Source organism: Fibrella aquatilis (genome assembly GCF_017353255.1).
In the GTDB taxonomy this organism is placed as follows: Bacteria; Bacteroidota; Bacteroidia; order Cytophagales; family Spirosomataceae; genus Fibrella; species Fibrella aquatilis.
The window spans coordinates 1-21,634 of sequence record NZ_JAFMYU010000015.1 but is presented as its reverse complement, the minus strand read 5'-3'; the positions used below and the strand labels follow the sequence as shown (position 1 = coordinate 21,634).

22 protein-coding genes are annotated in these 21,634 nt (G+C 55.2%); 10 read left to right on the top strand and 12 right to left on the bottom strand.

The window, feature by feature from the left end; genetic code table 11:
* Positions 1–13 precede the first annotated feature (13 nt).
* Both J2I48_RS17600 and J2I48_RS17595 read left to right on the top strand, forming a co-directional pair.
* Entirely contained in the window at positions 14–1,168 is a 1,155-nt protein-coding gene (locus J2I48_RS17600) for a porin family protein (RefSeq protein ID WP_207336796.1), read from the top strand.
* 23 nt (positions 1,169–1,191) lie between these two features.
* The gene (locus J2I48_RS17595; RefSeq protein WP_207336795.1) at positions 1,192–1,890 is read left to right on the top strand and encodes a hypothetical protein; all 699 of its coding nucleotides are present in this window, start codon (positions 1,192–1,194) and stop codon (positions 1,888–1,890) included.
* 200 nt (positions 1,891–2,090) lie between these two features.
* Here J2I48_RS17595 and J2I48_RS17590 read toward each other — a convergent pair whose 3' ends face one another.
* Positions 2,091–3,752: an FAD-binding domain-containing protein gene (locus J2I48_RS17590; protein ID WP_207336794.1), complete on the bottom strand. Its 1,662-nt coding sequence runs from the start codon at positions 3,750–3,752 to the stop codon at positions 2,091–2,093.
* Positions 3,753–3,819: 67 nt separating this feature from the next.
* On the opposite strand from J2I48_RS17590, the gene J2I48_RS17585 reads away from it, so the two are divergent.
* Both J2I48_RS17585 and J2I48_RS17580 read left to right on the top strand, forming a co-directional pair.
* Complete coding sequence (locus J2I48_RS17585; protein ID WP_207336793.1) at positions 3,820–4,338, top strand: GNAT family N-acetyltransferase; 519 nt, start codon at positions 3,820–3,822, stop codon at positions 4,336–4,338.
* 36 nt (positions 4,339–4,374) lie between these two features.
* The gene (locus J2I48_RS17580) at positions 4,375–5,253 is read left to right on the top strand and encodes a bestrophin family protein (RefSeq protein WP_207336792.1); all 879 of its coding nucleotides are present in this window, start codon (positions 4,375–4,377) and stop codon (positions 5,251–5,253) included.
* 2 nt (positions 5,254–5,255) lie between these two features.
* Here the strand turns inward: J2I48_RS17580 and J2I48_RS17575 are convergent, their stop codons facing one another.
* Entirely contained in the window at positions 5,256–6,476 is a 1,221-nt protein-coding gene (locus tag J2I48_RS17575) for an MFS transporter (RefSeq protein ID WP_207336791.1), read from the bottom strand.
* 119 nt (positions 6,477–6,595) lie between these two features.
* On the opposite strand from J2I48_RS17575, the gene J2I48_RS17570 reads away from it, so the two are divergent.
* Entirely contained in the window at positions 6,596–7,957 is a 1,362-nt protein-coding gene (locus J2I48_RS17570; RefSeq protein WP_207336790.1) for a flavin monoamine oxidase family protein, read from the top strand.
* Between the two features lie 77 nt (positions 7,958–8,034).
* Here J2I48_RS17570 and J2I48_RS28680 read toward each other — a convergent pair whose 3' ends face one another.
* The 8 genes from J2I48_RS28680 to J2I48_RS17530 form a co-directional block, all read right to left on the bottom strand.
* Positions 8,035–8,307 carry a type II toxin-antitoxin system RelE family toxin gene (locus J2I48_RS28680; protein ID WP_374758163.1) on the bottom strand — a complete coding sequence of 91 codons (273 nt, stop codon included), beginning with the start codon at positions 8,305–8,307 and terminating at the stop codon, positions 8,035–8,037.
* A complete protein-coding gene (locus J2I48_RS17560) occupies positions 8,267–8,485 on the bottom strand; it encodes a RelB antitoxin-like protein (RefSeq protein WP_207336788.1) in 219 nt (72 codons plus the stop codon). The genes J2I48_RS28680 and J2I48_RS17560 overlap by 41 nt, the downstream gene beginning before the upstream one ends.
* Before the next feature lie 135 nt (positions 8,486–8,620).
* Positions 8,621–8,929 (bottom strand): HigA family addiction module antitoxin, encoded by a 309-nt coding sequence (locus J2I48_RS17555; RefSeq protein ID WP_207336787.1) that lies wholly within the window; start codon positions 8,927–8,929, stop codon positions 8,621–8,623.
* A 561-nt stretch (positions 8,930–9,490) separates the two neighbouring features.
* Positions 9,491–9,952, bottom strand: coding sequence for a type II toxin-antitoxin system VapC family toxin (locus J2I48_RS17550; RefSeq protein WP_207336786.1), 462 nt, complete (start codon positions 9,950–9,952; stop codon positions 9,491–9,493).
* Positions 9,952–10,116 (bottom strand): hypothetical protein, encoded by a 165-nt coding sequence (locus J2I48_RS17545; RefSeq protein ID WP_207336785.1) that lies wholly within the window; start codon positions 10,114–10,116, stop codon positions 9,952–9,954. The genes J2I48_RS17550 and J2I48_RS17545 overlap by 1 nt, the downstream gene beginning before the upstream one ends.
* 146 nt (positions 10,117–10,262) lie before the next feature.
* Positions 10,263–12,698, bottom strand: coding sequence for a 3-hydroxyacyl-CoA dehydrogenase/enoyl-CoA hydratase family protein (locus J2I48_RS17540; protein ID WP_207336784.1), 2,436 nt, complete (start codon positions 12,696–12,698; stop codon positions 10,263–10,265).
* 212 nt (positions 12,699–12,910) lie between these two features.
* Positions 12,911–13,492, bottom strand: coding sequence for a hypothetical protein (locus J2I48_RS17535; protein ID WP_207336783.1), 582 nt, complete (start codon positions 13,490–13,492; stop codon positions 12,911–12,913).
* Positions 13,493–13,507: 15 nt separating this feature from the next.
* Positions 13,508–13,978, bottom strand: coding sequence for a MarR family winged helix-turn-helix transcriptional regulator (locus tag J2I48_RS17530; RefSeq protein ID WP_207336782.1), 471 nt, complete (start codon positions 13,976–13,978; stop codon positions 13,508–13,510).
* Positions 13,979–14,157: 179 nt separating this feature from the next.
* Between J2I48_RS17530 and J2I48_RS17525 the strand changes: the two genes are divergently transcribed.
* Positions 14,158–16,056: an AAA family ATPase gene (locus J2I48_RS17525; RefSeq protein ID WP_207336781.1), complete on the top strand. Its 1,899-nt coding sequence runs from the start codon at positions 14,158–14,160 to the stop codon at positions 16,054–16,056.
* 172 nt (positions 16,057–16,228) lie between these two features.
* Here the strand turns inward: J2I48_RS17525 and J2I48_RS28485 are convergent, their stop codons facing one another.
* Both J2I48_RS28485 and J2I48_RS17520 read right to left on the bottom strand, forming a co-directional pair.
* Positions 16,229–16,357 (bottom strand): hypothetical protein, encoded by a 129-nt coding sequence (locus J2I48_RS28485; RefSeq protein ID WP_262899097.1) that lies wholly within the window; start codon positions 16,355–16,357, stop codon positions 16,229–16,231.
* A gap of 12 nt (positions 16,358–16,369) precedes the next feature.
* Complete coding sequence (locus J2I48_RS17520) at positions 16,370–17,875, bottom strand: type III PLP-dependent enzyme domain-containing protein (RefSeq protein ID WP_207336780.1); 1,506 nt, start codon at positions 17,873–17,875, stop codon at positions 16,370–16,372.
* Positions 17,876–18,021: 146 nt separating this feature from the next.
* On the opposite strand from J2I48_RS17520, the gene J2I48_RS17515 reads away from it, so the two are divergent.
* The 4 genes from J2I48_RS17515 to J2I48_RS17500 all read left to right on the top strand — a co-directional run bounded on the left by J2I48_RS17515 (position 18,022) and on the right by J2I48_RS17500 (position 21,572).
* The gene (locus J2I48_RS17515) at positions 18,022–19,044 is read left to right on the top strand and encodes an FAD:protein FMN transferase (protein ID WP_229376442.1); all 1,023 of its coding nucleotides are present in this window, start codon (positions 18,022–18,024) and stop codon (positions 19,042–19,044) included.
* Positions 19,045–19,279: 235 nt separating this feature from the next.
* Positions 19,280–19,696, top strand: a complete 417-nt coding sequence (locus J2I48_RS17510; RefSeq protein WP_207336779.1) for a hypothetical protein — start codon at positions 19,280–19,282, stop codon at positions 19,694–19,696.
* Between the two features lie 40 nt (positions 19,697–19,736).
* Positions 19,737–20,372, top strand: a complete 636-nt coding sequence (locus tag J2I48_RS17505; protein WP_207336778.1) for an ABC transporter ATP-binding protein — start codon at positions 19,737–19,739, stop codon at positions 20,370–20,372.
* An 84-nt stretch (positions 20,373–20,456) separates the two neighbouring features.
* The gene (locus tag J2I48_RS17500) at positions 20,457–21,572 is read left to right on the top strand and encodes a hypothetical protein (RefSeq protein ID WP_207336777.1); all 1,116 of its coding nucleotides are present in this window, start codon (positions 20,457–20,459) and stop codon (positions 21,570–21,572) included.
* The last annotated feature ends 62 nt before the right edge of the window (positions 21,573–21,634 follow it).

Below are 21,634 nucleotides of genomic sequence, written 5' to 3'. Positions count from 1 at the left end.
ACACGCTTTGCTCATGGATCGCCTTCTTTTTTGTCTGCTATTGACTAATCTGGGTGTGCAGTTGGCCACAGCCCAGGATTCAACACGTACCCGCTTTGCTGCATCTACCGCCGTCGGCCGACTCACCACCACCGACATGGCCGATGCGGGCTGGCAGGTACGGCAGCAACTGGCCTATTTTCCTACGTCGCGGTTGGGGGTTGCCGTTGGCTTAAGCTGGGGTAACCAAGCCCAATTAGAAAATATTAAATCGCTCATAGCCAGTGAGTTGTTACGGACGTACACCCGTAATCTTAACACTGCCGACCTGGGTATACTGTTTCGCCTAATTGATTCGCGCCACAATGTCCTGATACTGACAGGAGGTGTGGCGCTGGTTACGCAGAAAACCGTCCGGATAGACAGCGTTTACCCGAATACCCGGCCAAGCCCCCCACAACCCGTTCGATTGGTTACTACCGAGCAGCAAGATCTCGCACCCATGCTTGGACTGACGTATCAATACAAGGTTTCGCCCCGGCTGGGGGTAGGTGCCGACGGGCGATTAATGTGGACCAACACGCAGCGAATCAGCAGCTTAGGCCTGTCGGCTACCTACCGGTTCAACGTCTCGGCGGCCTCGTTGGGCTTGCCTGTGGTTCCCGCCGACGAACGGCAATGGGGTATACGGGCGGCGGTAAATTTCTCGGCTGGCTACGAACGGAGTTATGGCGAAACGTGGCTGGCCCGACCCGCCGCTGGCCTCTGGGCCGAACTGCCCATCTCGCTCACGTGGGGCGTTCGGGGTGAGCTAAGCTACGTGGGGCGGGGCGTAGAGCGCGAACGAATCGACTTGGGCAGCACAGTTTATTCAGCCACAGCATCGCGAGTTAACTATCTGGATATGAGTCTGTTGTTTCGTAATGAGATTCGCCAAAACTGGCATGTTTTCATTGGCCCGCACCTGGCCTTTTTCCTGGACGGCCGCTACCAGTCTGGCGGCAAGTCATATCCCGTCAACAAAGGCATTAACAGTGGCATCACGCTGGGCACATCAGTAAACATTACTCGGCGCATTGCCCTCGACGCCCGCTACGTCCGCGACATTATCCAATTTGGCAGTGAGCCGTACAATGGCTTCCAGGGCTTTCAGTTTGGTACGGCAATCAACCTGGCTAAGCGACCATAACCACCAAACCTAAACCACTACCTATGCGCCCTACACTACTTCTCTGGCTACTTGCTTCACTGACGGTTTATGGACAAAAAGCTGACAGTGTGCGCGTTAGCTACGGCACCGAAACCGTACCCACCGACTCGCCTAACCGGCAAGAGCCGTTGCGGCGGGCGCGGGTGCTGTACCGCCGCTTTGTACGGGCGCAGATCGAAGAGAAGACCTTGATCACCGTGGCGGGCCTGCCTTATTTCATTGGCTCTTCGCCATCGTCGTCAACGTGGGGGTTCACCAGCCAAGTGGGCGTGGAGCAAAAGTTAACGCCAGCCTGGTCAGTGCTGGCTGCAGCCATAACCCGATACCGTGGCGAATCTGATTTTGCCGACCGGGCCACTATCCGGGCGCTGTTGGGTGCTCGCTGGTATTATTCCATGAAACGGCGCATGGCAGCGGGAAAAAGCGCCAACAATTTTTCGTCGCAATACCTGGCATTTGAAGCGGGGCTGCCCGTCTGGAACGGCACCACCTTCAGAGGCGACCCCAGCAGTCGTTCTGTCAAGTCTTATCCCGACCCGTTCACCACTCCCGACCGGCCGGCGGTGTTTGTAGGCATTGGCCTGCAACGTCGCCTGGGCCGTTTTGGTTATTTTGACCTCAGCGGGGGCTTCGCCAGGAAACTCAACACCAACTCAACAACAAGCCTGAGCGTCAACTTCAGCATCGGATTTGGGTTGTAGTGAGCTACGCGCTTTAGGCCCCTCGACTGCGCTCGGGGTGACAGTCTACTAGAGCATTCTTCTTGAGTTGATTCAAGGTCGTTGTTACCCCGAGCGCAGTCGAGGGGCCTAGAGCGAGTAGCCTACTAAAGCGCGTAGCCTACTAGAGCGCGAAGCCAACTACCGCACAAAGCAATACCTGAAACTCAATCTCAACTCCCCTACTCCACGCCCACGGCCTCTTCGGGTTCATCAGATGTGGGGGTTTCGGCAACCAACTTTTCCTTCGGCTTTTTCTTGTCGGCGAAGGTGCGGGGGATGGCGTGTTTTTTCAGGATACGGTCTTTTTCCCCCTTCGCCACCTCATTTTTGCGCTGGGCGTAGAGCTTTTTCTGCGCCTCGCGGGCCGTTACCGCCAAATCGACAATGGGGAGGGGGTAGTCATGGCCGACGTGGAAATCATACATCTCCTGCTCCAGCGGCGGCATCGTCCACGGCTCGTGGATGTAGGCCACGGGCACATTTTCCAGTTCGGGCACCCACATTTTCACGAAAACACCCAGCGGGTCGTGGTCGTGCGACTGCTTCACGGGGTTGTACACCCGCACGGTGTTGGTACCCGTCATGCCCGCCTGCATCTGTGTTTGGGCGTAGTGAATACCCGGCTCGAAGTCGGTGAATATCCGCGACAAATGCACGGCACCCTCTTTCCAGTGTTGAAACAGATGGTGCGTCAGAAACGACATCAGCATGGCCCGCATGCGGAAATTGATGTAGCCCGTGGCCTGAAGGCACCGCATACAGGCATCGACCATCGGGAAACCCGTGTGGCCCGTGGCCCAGGCCTGGTAGGCGGCGGGGTCGTTGTTTTTTTCGATAGAATCGAAGCCCCGGTTCACGTTTTCGAACTCCATCCGGTCTTCAGTTTCGAACTTCTGGATGAAGTGGCAGTGCCACCGCAGCCGCGACGCAAAGGCCGCAAATTGGCCTTTGAAGCCCACCGTTTCCTTAGCCGCTAGCTGTGCCTGAAACACTTGTCGAATGCTCAGGCACCCCCAGGCAATGTAGGGCGACAGGCGGCTGCATCCTTTCCGGCTCTCCAGCGGCTTGGAAATGCTGGCTCCGTATAGCGCAATCCGTTCGGTGACCCAGCTTTGCAGATACCTATGCGCGTTGGCCTCGCCCCCCGGCTGAAACCGGCTGTCGGGCTGACCAAGTTCGGCGGGGAGGTCAGGCCCACGGTGCGCGGCAAACCAGCCATTTTCGTCTAGCGCAACAGCGTTAAGTCTATCAATGGCCGGGTGCTGCTGCTCGGCGCGCATGGTTTTTTGCCAAAGCGCGGGCCACCCCTCGCGGTCTTTCAGCCGACGAATCACGCCGTTGCTTTGAAACTCCTGCCAGGCCACGCTCTGGGTCTGGCACCACTTGGCCACGGCCTTGTCGCGGTCGTAGGTGACTTTCAGGCCCGTTTCTTCGTGCGAAAAAATGGTGTCGATGTGGTATTGCTGCGCCAGTTCCGTTAGCATGTCGATCACTTCCCGGTAAAACACCCACACCTGACCCGGTTGACGGCGTTCCGCTTCGCCGTCAAGGCCTGCATTGTCGAACACAAATGGCAGCCATTCGTGCTCAACGGGTTGATTATCATTCGGTTTTTGCTCCGCCAATCGCGTCAGTTGCCGGTTTAGGTCGGCCAGGGATTCCTGTACGAAGCGCCAGTGGCGGAGGTCGTAATTCGGATCGGCCATGACCGACGGCTCAAAGCAATACAGCAGCACTACCGGCCGACCCGCCGCGATGGCCGCCTGCAAGGGCGCATGGTCGCGGAGGCGCAGGTCACGCTTGAACCACAGCACAGAAACGGACGTCGAGTGAGTTGTCATACAAACGGAAAGCGTTGCCACTAAATAAGCCCAATGACAGCATTTTGTTTGCCCCTATTTTTGCCCCATGAGCCAACCCATTATTGCACCCGCCACCCCCACCGACATTCCCGCCCTAAACCTGCTGGTGAACAGCGCCTACCGTGGCGACTCCTCACGCAAAGGCTGGACCACCGAAGCCGACCTGCTCGACGGCATTCGCACCGACGAAGCCGGTTTACAGGCCATGCTGGACAACCCCGCCGCTACCATCCTGACTTATAAATCTGACAATCAACTTGTTGGCTGCGTTTACCTTGAAATAAAAGGCGACAGCCTGTACCTGGGTATGCTCACGGTGTCGCCTGACTTACAAGCGGCGGGCATTGGGCGGCAGTTGCTTGAAGCCGCCGAAGACCAGGCGCGGGCGCAGCGTTGCCGGGCCGTTACCATGACCGTGATTCCACAACGGACCGAACTTATTGCCTGGTACAATCGGCGAGGCTACCAGCCCACTGGCGAAACCCAGCCTTTTCCTACCAGCCCCCAGTTTGGCCTTCCCAAACAGCCATTGTCATTTATTGTGCTGGAGAAATTAATAAACTGACATACAGGGCGTTACATCCACCTTTATTTCTATCCCATGACCGACTACGACCCCAAAGACTGGTTCCGCTACCTGATTTCGTTCGATAAAAGCGACACCGCGCGTAAACTGGCCCCTGCCCTGCTCGCGATGGCCGCTTACTGCTCGGCCGTGGCCTGGTTTGTGATCGAATACGTGCATCCGGGGCCTGACTCCGACCTGAAAAACATTGCCATCATGCACTCGCTGCTGGGGTTTGCCATCTCCACGTTGCTAGTGTTTCGCACCAACACCGCCTACGACCGCTGGTGGGAAGGCCGAAAAGCGTGGGGTAGCCTGACCAACAATTCGCGGAACTTGGCCCTGAAACTGGCGCACATATTGGCGGCTGACGACCAGGAGAGCCGAGCGTTTTTTAGGGCCATGATCCCCAACTACGCCACGGCCCTCAAAAACCACCTCCGGGGGCAGTTTCAGGCGGCTGATTTCGTACCCTGCACCGGCTTCGACCCCGCCGATCTGAATCCGGGGCAGCACGTACCCAATCAGATGGCCATGCGGCTGTTCAGCAAAATGGACGAGCTGTATCAGGCGGGCGTCATCCGCGCTGAACACCTGCTGGTGCTCAACGGCGAGTTTAGCTCCTTCACCGAAATCTGTGGCATCTGCGAACGCATCCACAGCACGCCCATCCCGTATTCGTATTCGTCGTTTATGAAGAAATTCATTGCCGTTTACTGCCTTACCCTGCCGCTGGGCTACGTGCTGTCCTTGCATTATTGGGTTATTCCGGTGGTAATGATCGTGTTCTACGTGCTCACCAGCCTGGAACTGGTGGCCGAAGAAATCGAAGACCCCTTCGGCATCGACGCCAACGACCTTCCCACCGAACGCATGACGCAGGGTATCCGCACCGCCGTAGGTGATCTCTTATAAGGTCAGGTCTTTATTCGGAAACTCATGATGCCCAGCGCAATCAGGCTGGCGGCAAACCAGTAGAACGGCAGGCTCAGGTTAATTGTCGATAGTCCGCCGTAGATGAGTGTGGTAAGCAAACTAGCCACGCCAATGAGCGCCTGATTCAACCCCACGAGTTCGCCGCGGTCATCGTCACCGGTGAGGTTGGCAAACAGGCCGTTGAGAATGCCGCTCCCCAGCGAAATCGTGAGCGTATCAACAGCCACCGCCCCACACAGCAGCCACAGGTTGCTGCCCGCGTTGGCATACATAACGTGCAGCCCGGCACCCACGAAAGCACTGATAATAAGCATAGTACGGCGATTGATCCGGTCGACCAGAAACCTGAAATACAGAAAATTCGTCAGGGCGCTCAGGCCACCGAAGTAGGCAAAAAAGTAAGCCGTTTGCTGCGGTGAGAGCTTCATTGGCCCTAGTTCGAGGTAGGTGATGAAGTAGGTGAGATAGCCCTGATGCAAAGTGATGAGGATGGTCAGGATGGTGATGAACCGAACGCCCTTATGTGCCTTTTCTTTGTCAGACAGGCGTTGCCAGAGCAGGGCTACGTTGAGGTTGTCGCGCACGGCCTGCCACACCGCCGCCCGGTCGGGCGGGGCGGGTTTGTCGCCGTTGGTTTGTTTGTTGCTGGGTTCGGTCATGAACCACGACAGGGCCACGTTGAGGGCGCTAAGGCCAATGATGGTCCAGACCACCAGCGTCACCTGCCGCGTAGGATCACGCGTAAAAGCCAACGCCACCCCCGACACCATGGGTCCGAAAACACCACCCAGCGACACCAGCGTACTGATATAGCCGCTGTTTTTGGCCAGATCTTCTTTGGGCGACAAATCCGTTACCGACGACCGCATCAGGGAATACATGCCGTTGGTGAGGCCATCGCTGACACGGTTGGCGAAAAAGGCCCACGCCCGCACCGGCAGTAGCAGCAGATTGGCCAACAACGTACCCGCCGACGACAGGATGACCAGCGGTTTTCGTCCAAACCGGTCCGACAAACTGCCCAGCAACGGGGCCGACACCAGCTGCACACCCTGAAACAGGGCCGTACCCACCGCCAGCCACAGTTCGGGGTTGGACAAACTTCTGACAAACTGCGGGCGCACCGGCCCCGTAGCCGACCCTACCGTAACGTCGATAAACACAAGCAGGTAAATGAGCAGCAGCAGGCGGTTTTTGGGCATAATATGCTAACAAGTACGTGACCAACATGCCGCTAAAAAGTCAGCCAACGGCGCAGCAGTTGGGTTATTTACTTGCCTGAATTTTTCCTACTATTGCGCTGCTCACCTCCTTGTTGCGTATGGAATCGACTGCTACTTACGACGTTATTATTATTGGCGCGGGCTATGCCGGCCTCACCGCCGCCCGGCAGCTGCACCGCGCGGGCAAATCGGTGCTGGTGCTTGAAGCCCGCGATCGGGTGGGTGGTCGCGTCTGGACAATGCAACTCGCTGATGGCCAGTATGTTGACTTGGGTGGCGCCTGGGCTGGACCTACGCAGGATCGACTATACGCCCTGGCTAAGGAGTATGGCGTCGAAACGTTCAAAACCTACGACGAAGGCCGTAGTACGCAATACTTCCGGGGAAAAATAAAACGGTACAAGGGCCTTATCCCACCCCTGTCTGTTCTCTCACTCCTCAGCCTCGACCGGGCCATCAAGCGGATGAACAAACTGTCGAAGGGCATCAATTTGGAAGCACCCTGGGACAGCCCCAATGCCTACCTCTACGACTCCATGACGCTCGCCACCTGGATGGAGCAAACCATTGGCCTCGACACGGCGCGTCAGTTTTTTAAGGTTGCCGCCGAGGCTATCTGGGCCGCCGACCCCGCCGATATTTCGCTGCTGCACGCCTTGTTCTATGCCAAATCGGGCGGGGATTTGGAGCTGCTGATGAACGTGAAAAATGGAGCGCAAGAAGAACGGTTTGTGGGTGGTGCCCAAAGCATGGCCAACCACATGGCCGCCGAACTTGGCGACCGCATTCGGCTCAACAGCCCCGTGCAACGGATTAGCCAGACTCCAACGGGGGTCACGGTCACGGGTGAGGGTTTCTCGTTTGATGCCGAGCGCGTAGTGGTGGCCATTCCGCCCGTGTTACAAGAGGCCATTCAGTTCAAACCGCCCCTGCCCCCCGCCCGACAAGCCCTGTTGCAACGCATTCCGATGGGGGCCGTCTGGAAATGCTACGCCATCTACGACCGACCGTTCTGGCGCACCGCCAACGGCACTACGCCCGCCCTCAACGGCCTCGCCGCCACCACCGACGGCTATATCACCGTCACGTTCGACACGTCGCCGAAAGACGGCAGCCGGGGTATCCTGATGGGGTTTGTACTGGGTAATCAGGCACGGGCTTTTTCAGAACTAACTGATAATGAGCGCCAAGAGGCTGCTTTAACGGCCTTTACTACTTTCTTCGGTGAAGCCGCCCGCACCCCGCAGCAGTATATAGACCATAGTTTTTTGAACGAACCTTACAGTCAGGGTTGTTACGCGGGCTTGTTTGGCCCCGGCGTCTGGACCGAGCACGGTCCGGCCCTCCGCGAACCCGTTGGCCGCATTCACTGGGCCGGCACCGAAACCGCCCCCGTCTGGAACGGCTACATCGAAGGGGCTATCCGTTCGGGAGAACGGGTGGCGGAGGAGTGTATTTAAAAGGATAGATGGAGGAGGGAAGAGAGGCGGAAAATTACTTCACCTCCAAGCCAAAACCTTATGAGTTCTTCGGCTCGTTAACGATATATCTCGCGGCGGTGCCCGACGTCAATAACGAAGACCAATAGTTGGTCATCTTCAATGTCATAGATAACCCGGTATTCCCCAACCCGAATTCGATAACCTTGTTGACCTTTCAATTTCTTACAGTCAGATGGACGTGGATTATCGGCTAGCGCATGAATGGCATCAACTAAGCGTTCGTAAATACCATCAGCCAACTTTTCGAGCGTTTTTGACGCCCGGTTACTAAGTTTTACCTGATACACGGCGTTTCTGTCGTTTGGCATCGATATCAGCTAGTGCCTCGCTGAGCGGCCTGAATGTCAGCTTTTCTTCTTTAGCCTTCGCATACATCCGAACCGTGTCTTGCTCATCGAGTTCATCCAACAGTTTGTTATAGTCTGTGATTGGCAGAATCACAGCCGTCCGATTGCCTTTATCGTCAGTGATGAATTGCGGTTTCATGGGAATATTGTTATTACTCAGGTTCCTCAGTAAATATAACGCTCCATAATTAAAACACATAAAAGGGTCATTCCTGCGCAGGAATGACCCTTTCTCAAACCTATACAGTTTCTAAAACCGTATAGGTTCGGCCAATTAACGCCGCGCCGTTGCTGTTTTGGGCCATGGTTGCCAAAGCGGTGAAATCACCGGAACAGGCTTTCGCTGAGCCTGCCAGAGATCATATTGCTGCTGCAAATTCAGCCATAGTTGCGGCGTAGTTGTTGGGAATGCCTGCGCCAGCAGCAACGCCATCTGCGCACTAATCCCAACACGACCATTAATAATTTGCGACAACGTTTTGCGGCTAATACCCAACGCGCCCGCCGCCTGCGTAACGGTTAGGTTAGCACCGTCCAGATACAGGTTCTTCAAGATTTCGCCGGGATGGGAAGGGTTATGCATGAGTGTTGAAAGAGCAACATGTCTACTTATAACTTCTCTTCTACGAAAAGAGAAGTTCTACTTTAGAGTTGATTCAAACTATCTTGCAAACAGAAAAAGGGCTGTTAGAGCAGCCCTTTTAACCGTTGTCACGCGCGGAGAGCGTGTCATTCCATTTCACTTAAACCATAACTACAATATGGTCAAGTCAAACAAGCAGAGCCTGGTAGAAAGAATACTAAGCTTGCTCAAAAAGTATCAGCCCTTAATCTCGACGATTGGGACGCTGATACGGACTGCTTTCTCAATGTTGATATCCTACTATCGACACCAGTAAGTAGTCACCGCTTACCGAAAGCCCTCTGCCTTAACGGACAGGGGGCTTTTGTGTTTACTACGGTACAAACGTACTATTTTGTCGGATAAGTTTCAATACTTACCATCGATAGCAAGAAGTGAAACTTATCCGACAAAGAAGCTACCCAATGACTATTGATTCCGCAAGGGCTTACCCCCTTGCAACAGGCTCTGGATGCGCTCTAGGGTTTTCTTCTCGCCGGTGAGAGAGGAGGTATTTACGCGTTACCAGATGACCTGCAACCCCCGGTCAACGTAATACGGGAAAAGCGTGTCTGGTGAGACAACGGGTAAATTCAGCGCCAAGCCATGAGCAATAATCATACGGTCGAAAGGGTCTTTGTGGAGTTCCTGCTTCACACCCGTGGTGGTCACTTCGTTAACCGTTCGCTGCCAAGGTTTGCTGATAATCTGGTATTCGAATGTGGCCAGATAGCTAAGCGCAGACCATTGTGTATCAAGCAAGGTGAGGCCCAGGATCTGTAGCGCTTCTTGATAAGCGCTGTCGAAATTGGCGTTTAGGACTATCAGACCCTCACGAACATGATTAGCCAACTCCCAGATACTTATTACGCTTACGTACACTGTATCAGCCTGCTCAATCCGCTTTCTGGCAGTTGCTGACAATGCCTTTTGGTTACGCGTCAAGTAGTCGAATACGATGGTGTCGAGAATAATTTCGTCCATTAGAAACTAAAATTCCCTTCGCCCGTATGTATATCCTTGTCCCAGATTTTTTCGGGGCTCTTACCAAAAAGCGATTTTAGCGACGAGTTATCCAAGTTCCGCTTTTTCTTGCGCTTATCTGTTTTCTCTACCTCACGCGGAGCCAGTGGTTTTGTCGTTTTCATAAATAAATCAGTTATACAGCCCTGTGTTCCCTTAACAAATCTACCCAAAAAAGGGTCATTCCTGTGCAGGAATGACCCTTTTCAAACCGCAGCGGCGGACCGTCTATAAGGTTTTGAAAACCTTATAGACGGTCCGCCGCTGCGGTTTAATTCCGCAACGGCTTTCCACCTTGCAACAGGCTCTGAATGCGCTCCAGGGTTTTCTTCTCGCCGGTGAGGGAGAGGAAGGCTTCGCGCTCCAGGTCAAGGAGGTATTTTTCCGATACGGTTTGGGGGCTGCTGAGGTCGCCGCCGCAGATGACATAGGCCAGTTTATCGGCAATTTTCAGGTCGTGGTCGGAGATGAAACGGCCCATTTTCATAGCCGTGATACCCGCTTTGAACAGCGCAATCCCCGTTTTGCCCTGCACTTTAATGTCGGTGCGGGGTTTGGGCTGGGTGTAGCCATTTTCGGCGAGTTCAATGGCCACCTGCTTGGCTTCGGCAATCTGGCGGCTGCGGTTCAGCACAATCTGCGCTGAGGGCAGCAGGTAGTTCATTTCGCGGGCCTCCTGCGCCGACGTCGACACCTTCGCCGTGGCGATGTTCATGTACGCGCTTTGCAGGATGTTCAGCTCCGGGTCGCCGGTTTGGTAGAGATCCGAACAGCGGGCAGCCATTTCTTTGGTGCCCCCACCGGCCGGAATTAGGCCCACGCCCACTTCCACCAGGCCCATGTACGTCTCCGAATGCGCCACCACGCGGTCGCAGTGGAGGTTTATTTCGCAGCCACCACCCAAGGCCAGCGAATGCGGTGCGCCCACCACGGGGATCGACGAGTATCGCGTCCGCATCATGGTTTGTTGGAACTGCGCAATCATCAGGTTGATTTCGTCGTACTCCTGCTCCAGGGCAAACATGAACAGCGTAGCCAGGTTGGCCCCCGCCGAGAATGCCTCCGTCGAATCGTTGCCAATTACAAGGCCCCGAAAGTCCTTCTCGGCCAGCGCCACAGCCTTGTTTACACCCTCAATCACCTCGGCCCCAAAGGTGTTCATCTTCGAGCGGAATTCGAGATTGATAATGCCGTCGCCAAGGTCATAGATGGCCGCACCGGCATTTTTCCAGATAATGTTGTCGCTCAGGCTTTCGAGAATCAGAAACGACTCGGTACCCGGAATGGTCTTGTAGCTCTTCGACGGAATGTCGTAATACTGCTTCTTGCCGGTCGAGGTTTTGTAGAAGCTCGTAGCGCCAGAGGCGGCCATGTCGTAAACCCACTGTGCAGGTTTGCGGTCCAGCTTCTCCATCATCTCGATGCCCTGTGGTACGCCAATGGCATCCCAGGTCTCGAACAGGCCCATCTGCCAGCCGAAGCCTGCTTTGATGGCCTCATCGATTTTGAATAGCTCGTCGGCTACTTCGGGAATGCGGTTGGTGGCATATTGGAACCCGTCGGCAAAGGTGCGGCGGTAGAACTCGCCCGCTTTATCCGTCCCGGCCAGCAGCACTGAAAACCGCTTCCGCAGGCTGTCAATGGCCTTGGTGCTTTCCAGCGTCGCAAATTTTACCTTCTGCGACGGCTCGTACTCGAACGTTTTCAGGTTCAGGGCCAGAATGGCCGTTTTACCCTTCTCGTCTTTCGTTTTCTTGTAAAAACCCTGCCCCGTCTTGTCGCCCAGCCACTTGTTGTCATACAGTTTCTGCATCACCGCAGGCAGTTCAAACGCTTTGTGCGACTCGTCGTACTCCAGTTTCACCAAATTGCTTGCCACGTTGACGGTCGTATCCAAACCCACCACGTCCGACAGCCGGAACGTACCCGACTTGGGACGGCCCACCACCGGGCCGGTCAGCTTGTCTACTTCTTCTACCGTGAGGCCCATGTCTTCGGCCACGCGGATGGTCTGAATCATGGCGAAGATGCCCAGCCGGTTGGCAATGAAGCCGGGCGTGTCTTTGCAGAGCACGGTGGTTTTGCCCAGATACAGGTCGCCATAGTTCATCAGGAAGTCGATGATGGCGGGGTCGGTGTCGGGGCCGGGAATGATTTCGAGCAGGCGCAGGTAGCGGGGGGGGTTAAAGAAGTGCGTGCCGCAGAAATTCCGGCGAAAATCGTCGCTCCGGCCTTCGGTCAGCAGGTGCATCGGAATACCCGACGTGTTGCTGGTGATGAGCGTACCGGGCTTACGGAACTGCTCCACGCGCTCATATAGCGACTGTTTGATGTCGAGCCGCTCCACGATTACCTCAATCACCCAATCATAGTTGGCAATGTCTTTGAGGTTATCGTCGAAGTTGCCCAGTTTCACTCGGTCGGCGAATTTGGGGCTGTAGAGCGAGGCGGGCGACGCTTTTAGCATGGTCTGCCAGGCGTCGTTCACCATCCGGTTGCGCACGGCGGGGTGGGTGGTGGTGAGGCCTTTAGCCGTTTCGGCGGGGTTTGGTTCACGTGGAACCATGTCGAGCAGGAGTACGTCAACGCCGATATTGGCAAAATGCGCCGCAATACGCGACCCCATAATGCCCGATCCCAGTACGGCTACGCGCCGGATGCTGCGGTTTTTCACTTGTGTTTTGGGTTTTTCGAGAGTGGCTTCCATAGGGAGGGGGTTCAAGGTCTAAGGTTTAAGGTTGCTTCACGCTGTAGGTTGCTGACGCGTGGCCCTTCGACAAGCTCAGGGTGACGGGCTACTATAACATGTTCTTTACTTGATTCAAGGTTATTGTCACCCTGAGCTTGTCGAAGGGCCACGCGTCAGCAACCTACAGCGCGAAGCAACCTTAAACCTTAGACCTTAGCCTTTAAACTCATTTATTGTTTCTGGATACGAAGTAGTTCATCAATATCGCCAAGGTCTTTTGGGCGACCGGTGGCCTTTTTTTCGGCAATCAAATCGGTCAGGTTGAGCACTTTAAACGGAACATCGTCAAACGTGGCCTGGCGGGCGCGGGCGTAACAGGCATCAAATTCCTCATCGGCGAACGCCTTCAGCGAATGGCCCATGTCCAACGTAAAACCCCGTTTACCCACCGAAACAGTAGACCAACCGAAGAGCAACGGTACATTCAGCAACAACTCGGCTCCAGCCACTTCATTTTCTGCCAGTGCCTGCACCAGTTGAGCTTTGTTTTCATCACCTACCCGAATCCATAAATCAAGGTCTTCAGTGGTGCGGATGTAGCCGTGAACAATGTTGGCCATGCCGCCTACCAGCAAATACTGCACACCATGCGCGTTTAAACTCCGAAATAGGGTCTGCACGTCGTCCTGCGAAATGTCCATGACTTTGGGTGGGTTGGCCGCATTGCCCCGGTAAAACGCACCCGCCACCTGCATCAGACCCACAAATCGGTCGAGCATCGGCTGGGCGGGAATAACGAGGGTAGGGTGCATGGGGTTGGTAGTCCTTTACAACACATCTTCCACCGGTGCATTGGTGGCTTTGATTTTGGCGTTTTCGTCTTCTACAATCAGGTTGATCTCTTTGATAACATCGAAAAAGACCACCAGTTTTTCCAGCGGAATGCGTTCGCGGATCATCTTGTTAAATTCAATTACCCCTTCGCGGGCCATTTCGCGCTTGGCGCGGCCTTCGTCGGTGAGGTAGATGCGCACAAAGCGTTTGTCGGCTTCGTCGGTTTCGCGGCGGATCAGGCCACGTTCTTCCAGGGTCTTCAGCATCCTGACCAGGCTACGCGGTTCCATGCCCAGCAACGGCCCGATTTTGGTGGCGGGAGTGCCCTGCTCGGTGTCGATGTTGAGCAGCACGTAGCCCGTGGCCATGGTCAGATCAAACCGGCCCGCGTAGGCATTATACATCCGGGAGATGGCGTGCCAGCCCCATTTGATGTGAAAATCAACGGTTTTCTCTTTCTTCATCGGTGTCAATAACCCTCAGCTAAAGCAACCAAGCGCTAGTACAAAACTACGGTTTTTTCAGAAATAGTATGCATGCATACTGATTTGCCACTGGCCTATTGCCATCACTTTCAGTCAGGTAAGTACAGCGGTAGCAAAATAAATCGTAGGTTAGGCCTCCACCGTAAACGCATCACTTTATGACCGTTGATTTTCCCCTCATTGAACAACGCAAACAACACCTCGATTACGTCAAAGCCGAACTGAAGGCCTATTTTATTGGCATTGACAGCATCATCGACGACCTGATGGACTACATTCAGGTGTGGTACCTGCTGCCCGACGTGCTAAATCGGCCCGTGATCGTGAACCTCTGGGGCATGACCGGCGTGGGCAAAACCGACCTCATCCGGCAGCTCGTGCGCCTGCTCGACTACCAGGACCGGTTTGTGGAAATTGAGCTGAGTAACATCGACGGCACCAACTGGAGCAACTCGGTCAGCCAGATTTTTGGGCGAAACGGTATCAACGATGGCAAGCCCGCCATTGTACTTTTCGACGAGATCCAGCGGTTCAACACCCTCGACACCGAAGGAAAACCACTACCCCAAACCAAATTCATGGATTTCTGGGAGCTGCTGAGCGACGGCAAACTGAGCAAACGCGAAAAAGACGACCTCGACTATTACATCACGTCGATGATGTTTTCGCAGAAAGACATCCAGAAACGGAAGAAGAAAGGCGAAGAAAATCTGGACGAAAACCCACTCATGGACTTTTGGCAGGCCAACGAACTGCGCCGCATGATGAACCTCGACATGTCGATGGATGAAATGACCGACATGTCGCAGCAGGACATGGTGAAGCTGATGTTAAAAGAGAAAAGCAAAAAGAAAATCTATGAACCCATCAGCCACGCTAAATCGCTGATTATCATTAGCGGCAACCTCGACGACGCCTTCACGATGGCCAACCAGACGAGCGAAACCGACGTAGATGCCGACATTTTTCAGGCTTTCACCCGGAAGGTGACGGTGGTGGACATCAAGAACTCGCTGAGCCGCAAATTCCGGCCCGAGCAGGTGGCGCGTTTCGGCAATATCCACCTGATCTACACCAGCCTGCGCCGCGCCGACTTCGAGTTGCTCATTGCCCGTGAAATCGAGCGGGTGGTGCACATCACGGCCGAGAAATTCGGTATCAGCTTACAAGTGTCGGGGGCCATTGCGGCCTTGATTTACCGGAACGGCGTGTTTCCGGTGCAGGGGGTACGGCCCGTGTTCAGCAGCGTGATCGACATTCTGGAAAGCAACCTGAGCAAGTTTGTCTTCCAGGCACTCACCAACGGTCAAACCACCATCGCGATTGACTACGACCTCGAGCACCGCGAAATCAGGGCGCAGATTGGGGCCGACAAGCTGCGGGTGCCTTACGTGGGGCGCATCGACAAGATCAGAAACAGCAACCTGGAAGACACCGTGGCCAACATCAGCGTACACGAGGCGGGCCATGCCGTGGTCTATATGCTGCTTACGGGCCTGGCCCCGCTGCAACTGAAAAGCAAACTGGCCAGCAGCTACGCGGGCGGGTTTACGTTTCCGCACCAGATTCACGAAACGCGCGAAACGCTGGTCAACAAAATAAAGATATATCTGGCCGGGGGCCTGGCCGAAGAGGTGGTCTTTGGCCGCGAGCACGCCAGCATTGGCCGCATCAACGACCGCGTAGAAGTAACCCAAATGGCTGTCGACTATGTGCGGCGCTACGGGTTTGACGAAGAATTCCAGGCCAATTACACCCTGGAGTTCGGCTACGTCATGGACAAAGCCGTAACCGACGCCGACATTGAAAAGATGATTACCCGCCTGGTGGGCCAAACCAACGAGTTGCTGCTCATGAACCGCACCTTGCTCCACGAGCTAAGCCTGGAACTGGCCGCCCACGGCAGCCTGGAAGCCCCCGCAGTAGCCGCCATCGCCACCCGCCACGGCGTAAACGTGTCCGTGCGGGAAGAAGGTTTTCTGGCTATTTACGGCTACGACAAAGCGTTGAGGGGTACCAACAAAACCCACCCAGATAATCCCGTGGGGATTCAATAGCGCAACGTCGGTAGAAGACAGTGGTTAACCGGCTAGCCGCGTGCCGTAGGTACACCACAGCCTAATCAATGTGGTCGCGTACCTACGGCACGCATGGCCCCTATGAAACCTTGTTTTCTACCGACGCTGCGCTATTGAATCCCTACGGGATTACCTGGGTGGGCTTTGTTGGTTACGAAGCGCGTGTTACGGGCGGCTTCACTTGTTTGGCGCTCCCGTAGGCGGGGCAGACACCCTTGCGGGCGCAGGAACCGAGGGTGAGCAACAGGGCCGCACCAGCGAGTATTAGTCCTTTTTTCATGGTGTTGAACGCTTAATTTTCTTCTTTAACTAATTCACTATCAAGCTGTAATATAGGTTCTTCCGTGCCTTCGGCTTCGCCCGCGGCCTGGGCGGCACCCAGTTCGGTGGGTTGACCATCGGTGGGGCTGTAGCCTAGGATCTTCAACATCGTTTCGCTGTGTTGCTCAGGCGCAAACAGGCGCGTACGGAGGTTGCCTGCTTCGTCTTTGTCCACAATCACGTGCTGCGGAGCCGGAATGAGGCAGTGCTGGATGCCCCCGTAGCCCCCCAGCGACTCCTGATAGGCCCCCGTATGGAACAAGCCAACGTACTGATCTTCAGCTTCCTGATCGAAAATGGGCAGGTACAGGTCGGCGGAGTGGACTTCAGTATTATAAAAATCGTGCGAGTCGCAGGTGAGGCCGCCGAGGTTCACTTTCTGGTACGGGTTGTCCCAGTTGTTTACCGACAGCATGATGTACTTCTGCCCCAGCCCCCACGAATCGGGCAATTGCGTAATAAATGAACCGTCGATCATGTACCATAACTCCTTGTCGTTCTGAAGCTTCTGGTCGATCACCTTGTATATAACGGCGCCACTCTCCCCTACCGTATACGAACCGAACTCGGTGAAGATATGCGGCACGGGTACGTTGTTCTTGTTGCAGATCCACTGAATCGACTCCACAATCTGGTCGATCATGGCCTGGTAATCATACGAAAACTGGAACGACGTCTGAATGGGCAGCCCACCGCCGATATCGATGCTATCGAGGTCGGGGCACATCTTTTGCAGTTCGCAGTATTTGTACATAAACCGGCTCAGCTCGCTCCAGTAGTAAGCGCTGTCTTTGATGCCGGTGTTGATGAAAAAGTGCAGCATTTTCAGCTTGAACTTGCTGCTGTGCTGAATTTTGCTGCGGTACAACTCATTGATGTCGCTGTAACGGATGCCCAGGCGCGAGGTGTAAAACGCAAAATTCGGCTCTTCATCTGTAGCAATCCGGATGCCAAGGTTGACGGTTTCGGCGGTTACCTGGTCTTCATAAGCCTCAATTTCCTTGAGGTTATCGAGCACCGGCACTACGTTGAACCCTTCGTTGATCAACTCGCTGATATACTGGGTGTAGAGCGGCCGTTTGTAACCATTGCAAATCAGGTACGTGCTCTTGCTGATCTTGCCCGAACGGTATAATTCCCGGATAATGGGAATATCGAACGCCGACGAGGTTTCGAGGTGAATGTTGTTTTTGAGGGCTTCTTCCAGCACAAACCGGAAGTGCGACGACTTCGTACAGTAGCAGTAGGTGTAGTTGCCTTTGTAATTGTAGCGCTTGATCGCGTTTTTAAACAGCGACTTGGCCTGAACGATGTGCTCCGAAATTTTGGGCAAATACGTTAGTTTGAGGGGGGTGCCATACTGCCGGACAATGTCCATTAGCGGGACGTTATTGAACAACAGGTTGTTGTTCTCGACGTTGAACTCCAGGGTTGGAAACTCAAACGTCTGGTCAATAAGGTCGTAATACGTCTTCATCCTCGCTAAAAGCGCATAGAAATTGAGTTGTGGTTAGTCAAGATAGATTGCTAAACTGGGCTGAACCGTGGTGTCGTACGGGTTCATCCCACTCGCACGATAGACAACGAAATCGGGGGGGCTTTGATTCTTTGCCGGGCGGTTTTTTGAAAAAATGGCGCTGTGTGGCGCTGTGGCTATTTCTGGCCGTTTCTGCCCAGGCCCAAGCGCCGGTTTTTGCCACGCACAAACCATACCAACCGGCCGACTCGCTGCATCGATACACCTTCCGGCGCGGGCTGATGGGTACTGGGTTTACCGTAATCCTCTATGCCCCCGACAGCCTGATTGCCCAACGCGCCAACGCCACCGTGTCGGCCCGGATGGATACCCTCAACCAGATCATGAGCGACTACCTCGACGGGTCGGAGATCAACCGACTGTCGGAAACGAGCGGGGCGGCCTCCCGTGGGCAAAACCGTTGGGTGTCGGTCTCGCCCACGCTGTTTGATGTCCTGACCAAAGCCATCACCACTGCCCGGCAAACGGGCGGGCGCTACGACCCCACCGTTGGCCCGCTGGCGCAACTCTGGCGGCGGGCGGTGCGACAACGGCAATTTCCAACCGCCCGCGAGCGACGCACGGCCCGCCGGGCGGTGTCGTGGCGATACGTGCAGTTTGATGCCACGAAACAGGCCATTTTGCTCGAAAAACCTGGAATGCGGCTCGATTTGGGCGGTATTGGGCAGGGTTACGCTATCGACGAAGCCCAAAAAGTGCTACATCAGCACGGCCTCCATAGATTCCTGCTCGACCTCGGCGGCGATATTCTGGCGGGCGAGGCGCCACCCACGCAACCAGCAGGCTGGCGCATCGGGTTATCGTCCGGGAAAGCGCAACGTGAGACAGTTACCGGTACAGACACAGCATCTATCTGGCTCAAAAACGCCGCCATCACCACCTCCGGCGACCTGGAGCGGCACCTCGACATCAATGGCCATCGGTATTCGCACATCATGAACCCACGGTCGGGCTTGGGGCTGCGGCATTTTGTGCAAACCACGGTGCTAGCCCCCACCGGCACCTACGCCGATGCGCTCACGAAGGCGTTTAGCGTGGCTAAGCCGTTTATGAGAAAGCGGTTACTGCGCCGTTTTCCACAAGTGCGGGTCTGGATTGTGGAAAAGTGAGTGTTTTTGTGTTGGCTGACGCGAGTGGCTTCGCGCTGAAGGTTGCTGTCGCGCGGCCCCTCGACTGCGCTCGGGGTGACAGGCTACTATAATAGGTTCTTGAATTGAGTCAAGGTCGTCGTCACCCCGAGCGCAGTCGAGGGGCCAGGCGGCAGCAACTTACGGCACGAAGCACACCAACTAGCAATCGCAAGACAGCCCACTTCAGCAACAATCCTCTCAACATCAATAACTTATGCCACCTCAAACCCCACCTACCTTCTATGAATTCGCCACGTTTTTGCGGAAAGAAACAGGCAATAAAAACACCTTTCCTATCACACCCGCCACCTTGTTTGAAAATGACCTGGGCGTTACCGGCGATGATGGCGATGACTTGCTGATGGCGGTGGAAAAGCACTACGGCATTTCGCTGGAACCTTTGCGCGAAACATTTGCCATGCAGCCCAACGAATACCTGTTTCACAGCGAAGGCTTTAGTCCCATTGACTTCATCGAACTGATTCGGGTCACTAAAAACCTGTTTAGCTCAACCAAAGAACCCAGGCCCTTCGTCAGACCCTTTCGGGTTGAGGAATTGTTCGACGCTGTTTGCCGGCTGATGCAATCGCAACGCAGCAACCATTCATCCCAAATAGACAAACCAAGTTGACTTTGCCGCTAATCTTTGGTCAGCCAATGCGCACTACCCTATGCTGACCCTTCGCAATTTCCAGAAATCGTACGGCGACCGGCCTATCATAACCATTCCGGACTGGCAGCTGCCGCCGGGCATTCACTGGCTGAAGGGGCCAAATGGCGCGGGGAAAACCACGTTGTTTCGCTCCATTGCCGGTTTATTGCCCCACGAAGGCACCAGCAAACTGAACAACCTCGACAGCAAACGCGATGCGGTGGCCTACCGGATGCGAATCAATTACGCCGAGGCCGAACCCACGTTTCCGCCCTTGCTCACGGCCCACGAAATCATCCGCTGGGTAGCCGACGCCAAACAGGCCCCCGCCGGGCAGGTCGAGGCGCTTATTGCCGCCTTCGACATCAGCGCCTACATGCACACACCCGTAAGTACCTATTCGAGCGGGATGCTGAAAAAGACGTCGCTGATTGTGGCCTTCCTGGGCAAACCCAACCTGATTCTCCTGGACGAACCCCTCGTCACGCTCGACATAGCCGCTACCCAGACCGTGGCACAACTCATCGAATCGACTCATAAACAGGGCGTTAGCTTCCTGCTTTCATCCCACCAGGCCATGGAAACCGCGCAGTTGCCGATTGATTCGGTGTGGCAGGTGGAGGGCGGGAAAGTAGTGGTGAGTGGTGAACGATGAGTGATGAGTTTGCTGACGCGGGCGCGTTACTCTTGCGTCAGCAAACTCATCACTCATCGTTCACCACTCACCACTACCTTTCTTATGAAAACTATCCTCTCTAAAACGGTCATCATTCCTTACTACCGGGCCAATGCCGGGCTGCTGACGGTGGTGGCGGTGTTTGCTGGGAGCTTCATGCGGGCGCAGGAACACATTGCGCTGGCCACCTATGCCGTGCATTCGGGCATAATGCTGCTGGGGTACGTTGGCATCTGGGCGGTCTACACGGTCTTTGCAGCGCGGTATGCTTGCGGCGTTTTCCGAACGTATGACCTGTTGCAACACCTGCGGCTCTTTCCCGTGCAACGGCGCTGGTGGGGGTTGGTGCAGATGCAGGCGGCGTTGGCGCTCCCCATCATTGGCTACGCGCTGTTTGTGGTAAAAACCGCCATCAACGAAGCGCAGTCCTGGGCCATCTACACAACCTACCTTGCTATTATTCTACTCTTAATCAGCCCGTTGCCTCTTTACGAGTACGTGCTACGGCATCCGAATCCGGTGAGTTGGCTGGCGGGGGTGGGTAGCAAACTCCGGCGGCGATTTACCACGCCCTACAGTCTATTTTTTGTCCGGTATCTGCTTCAGCAACAGCCATTTCTGGTAGCCAGCACCAAAGTTGGCACCTGCCTAGTGTGGGTGGCCCTGTTCCAGCTTTACGCCACCGACCATGCCCATATCAACTTCCTCCGCACCCCCGACTACGACGTACGCCTGCTGGGGCTAGCGGCAATGATCGTGGGCCTGACCCATGCGTCGATCATCTACGCCCACTACCAGTTTGAGCACCAGTACTTGGCTCTATACCGCAACATGCCCGTTTCGACCCGCCAACGCTGGTTTCGATATACAGGACAGTTTGCGCTGCTGCTATTGCCAGAAGCCCTGCTCATGATCCGCGAGTGGCCTGTTGATCAGCCGGTTTGGGCCGTGCTGAGCGTCTGGATTTTCGCCATCAGCCTGCTCAGTCTGCAATATGGATTGCTGCTGCGGGCGCACCGCCCGGTCAGAGAGACCATGACGTACCTCTACATCCTGCTCATTGTTTATTTCCTGCTCGTCATGTGCCGGGTGCCCATCTGGCTCATCGGCGGGACCACAATGGGGGCCGGGGCGTGGTTGTTCGGAAGGTATTATTGGCGGTCGGCGTGGGAGGAATGAGTTTAGGTTCGGCATAGCCCCCCGCCCTGAAGGCGGTCCGACGGGTCGGTGCCTGCTGGCGC

Coding starts and splice junctions, on each gene's coding strand:
- J2I48_RS17595 (WP_207336795.1), top strand. CDS start 1,192: ATGCGCCCTACACTACTTCTCTGGCTACTTGCTTCACTGACGGTTTAT.
- J2I48_RS17535 (WP_207336783.1), bottom strand. CDS start 13,492: ATGCACCCTACCCTCGTTATTCCCGCCCAGCCGATGCTCGACCGATTT.
- J2I48_RS17525 (WP_207336781.1), top strand. CDS start 14,158: ATGACCGTTGATTTTCCCCTCATTGAACAACGCAAACAACACCTCGAT.
- J2I48_RS17550 (WP_207336786.1), bottom strand. CDS start 9,952: ATGGACGAAATTATTCTCGACACCATCGTATTCGACTACTTGACGCGT.
- J2I48_RS17520 (WP_207336780.1), bottom strand. CDS start 17,875: ATGAAGACGTATTACGACCTTATTGACCAGACGTTTGAGTTTCCAACC.
- J2I48_RS17575 (WP_207336791.1), bottom strand. CDS start 6,476: ATGCCCAAAAACCGCCTGCTGCTGCTCATTTACCTGCTTGTGTTTATC.
- J2I48_RS28485 (WP_262899097.1), bottom strand. CDS start 16,357: ATGAAAAAAGGACTAATACTCGCTGGTGCGGCCCTGTTGCTCACCCTC.
- J2I48_RS17555 (WP_207336787.1), bottom strand. CDS start 8,929: ATGCATAACCCTTCCCATCCCGGCGAAATCTTGAAGAACCTGTATCTG.
- J2I48_RS17500 (WP_207336777.1), top strand. CDS start 20,457: ATGAAAACTATCCTCTCTAAAACGGTCATCATTCCTTACTACCGGGCC.
- J2I48_RS17600 (WP_207336796.1), top strand. CDS start 14: ATGGATCGCCTTCTTTTTTGTCTGCTATTGACTAATCTGGGTGTGCAG.
- J2I48_RS17540 (WP_207336784.1), bottom strand. CDS start 12,698: ATGGAAGCCACTCTCGAAAAACCCAAAACACAAGTGAAAAACCGCAGC.
- J2I48_RS17585 (WP_207336793.1), top strand. CDS start 3,820: ATGAGCCAACCCATTATTGCACCCGCCACCCCCACCGACATTCCCGCC.
- J2I48_RS17530 (WP_207336782.1), bottom strand. CDS start 13,978: ATGAAGAAAGAGAAAACCGTTGATTTTCACATCAAATGGGGCTGGCAC.
- J2I48_RS17570 (WP_207336790.1), top strand. CDS start 6,596: ATGGAATCGACTGCTACTTACGACGTTATTATTATTGGCGCGGGCTAT.
- J2I48_RS17505 (WP_207336778.1), top strand. CDS start 19,737: ATGCTGACCCTTCGCAATTTCCAGAAATCGTACGGCGACCGGCCTATC.
- J2I48_RS28680 (WP_374758163.1), bottom strand. CDS start 8,307: ATGCCAAACGACAGAAACGCCGTGTATCAGGTAAAACTTAGTAACCGG.
- J2I48_RS17580 (WP_207336792.1), top strand. CDS start 4,375: ATGACCGACTACGACCCCAAAGACTGGTTCCGCTACCTGATTTCGTTC.
- J2I48_RS17510 (WP_207336779.1), top strand. CDS start 19,280: ATGCCACCTCAAACCCCACCTACCTTCTATGAATTCGCCACGTTTTTG.
- J2I48_RS17545 (WP_207336785.1), bottom strand. CDS start 10,116: ATGAAAACGACAAAACCACTGGCTCCGCGTGAGGTAGAGAAAACAGAT.
- J2I48_RS17560 (WP_207336788.1), bottom strand. CDS start 8,485: ATGAAACCGCAATTCATCACTGACGATAAAGGCAATCGGACGGCTGTG.
- J2I48_RS17590 (WP_207336794.1), bottom strand. CDS start 3,752: ATGACAACTCACTCGACGTCCGTTTCTGTGCTGTGGTTCAAGCGTGAC.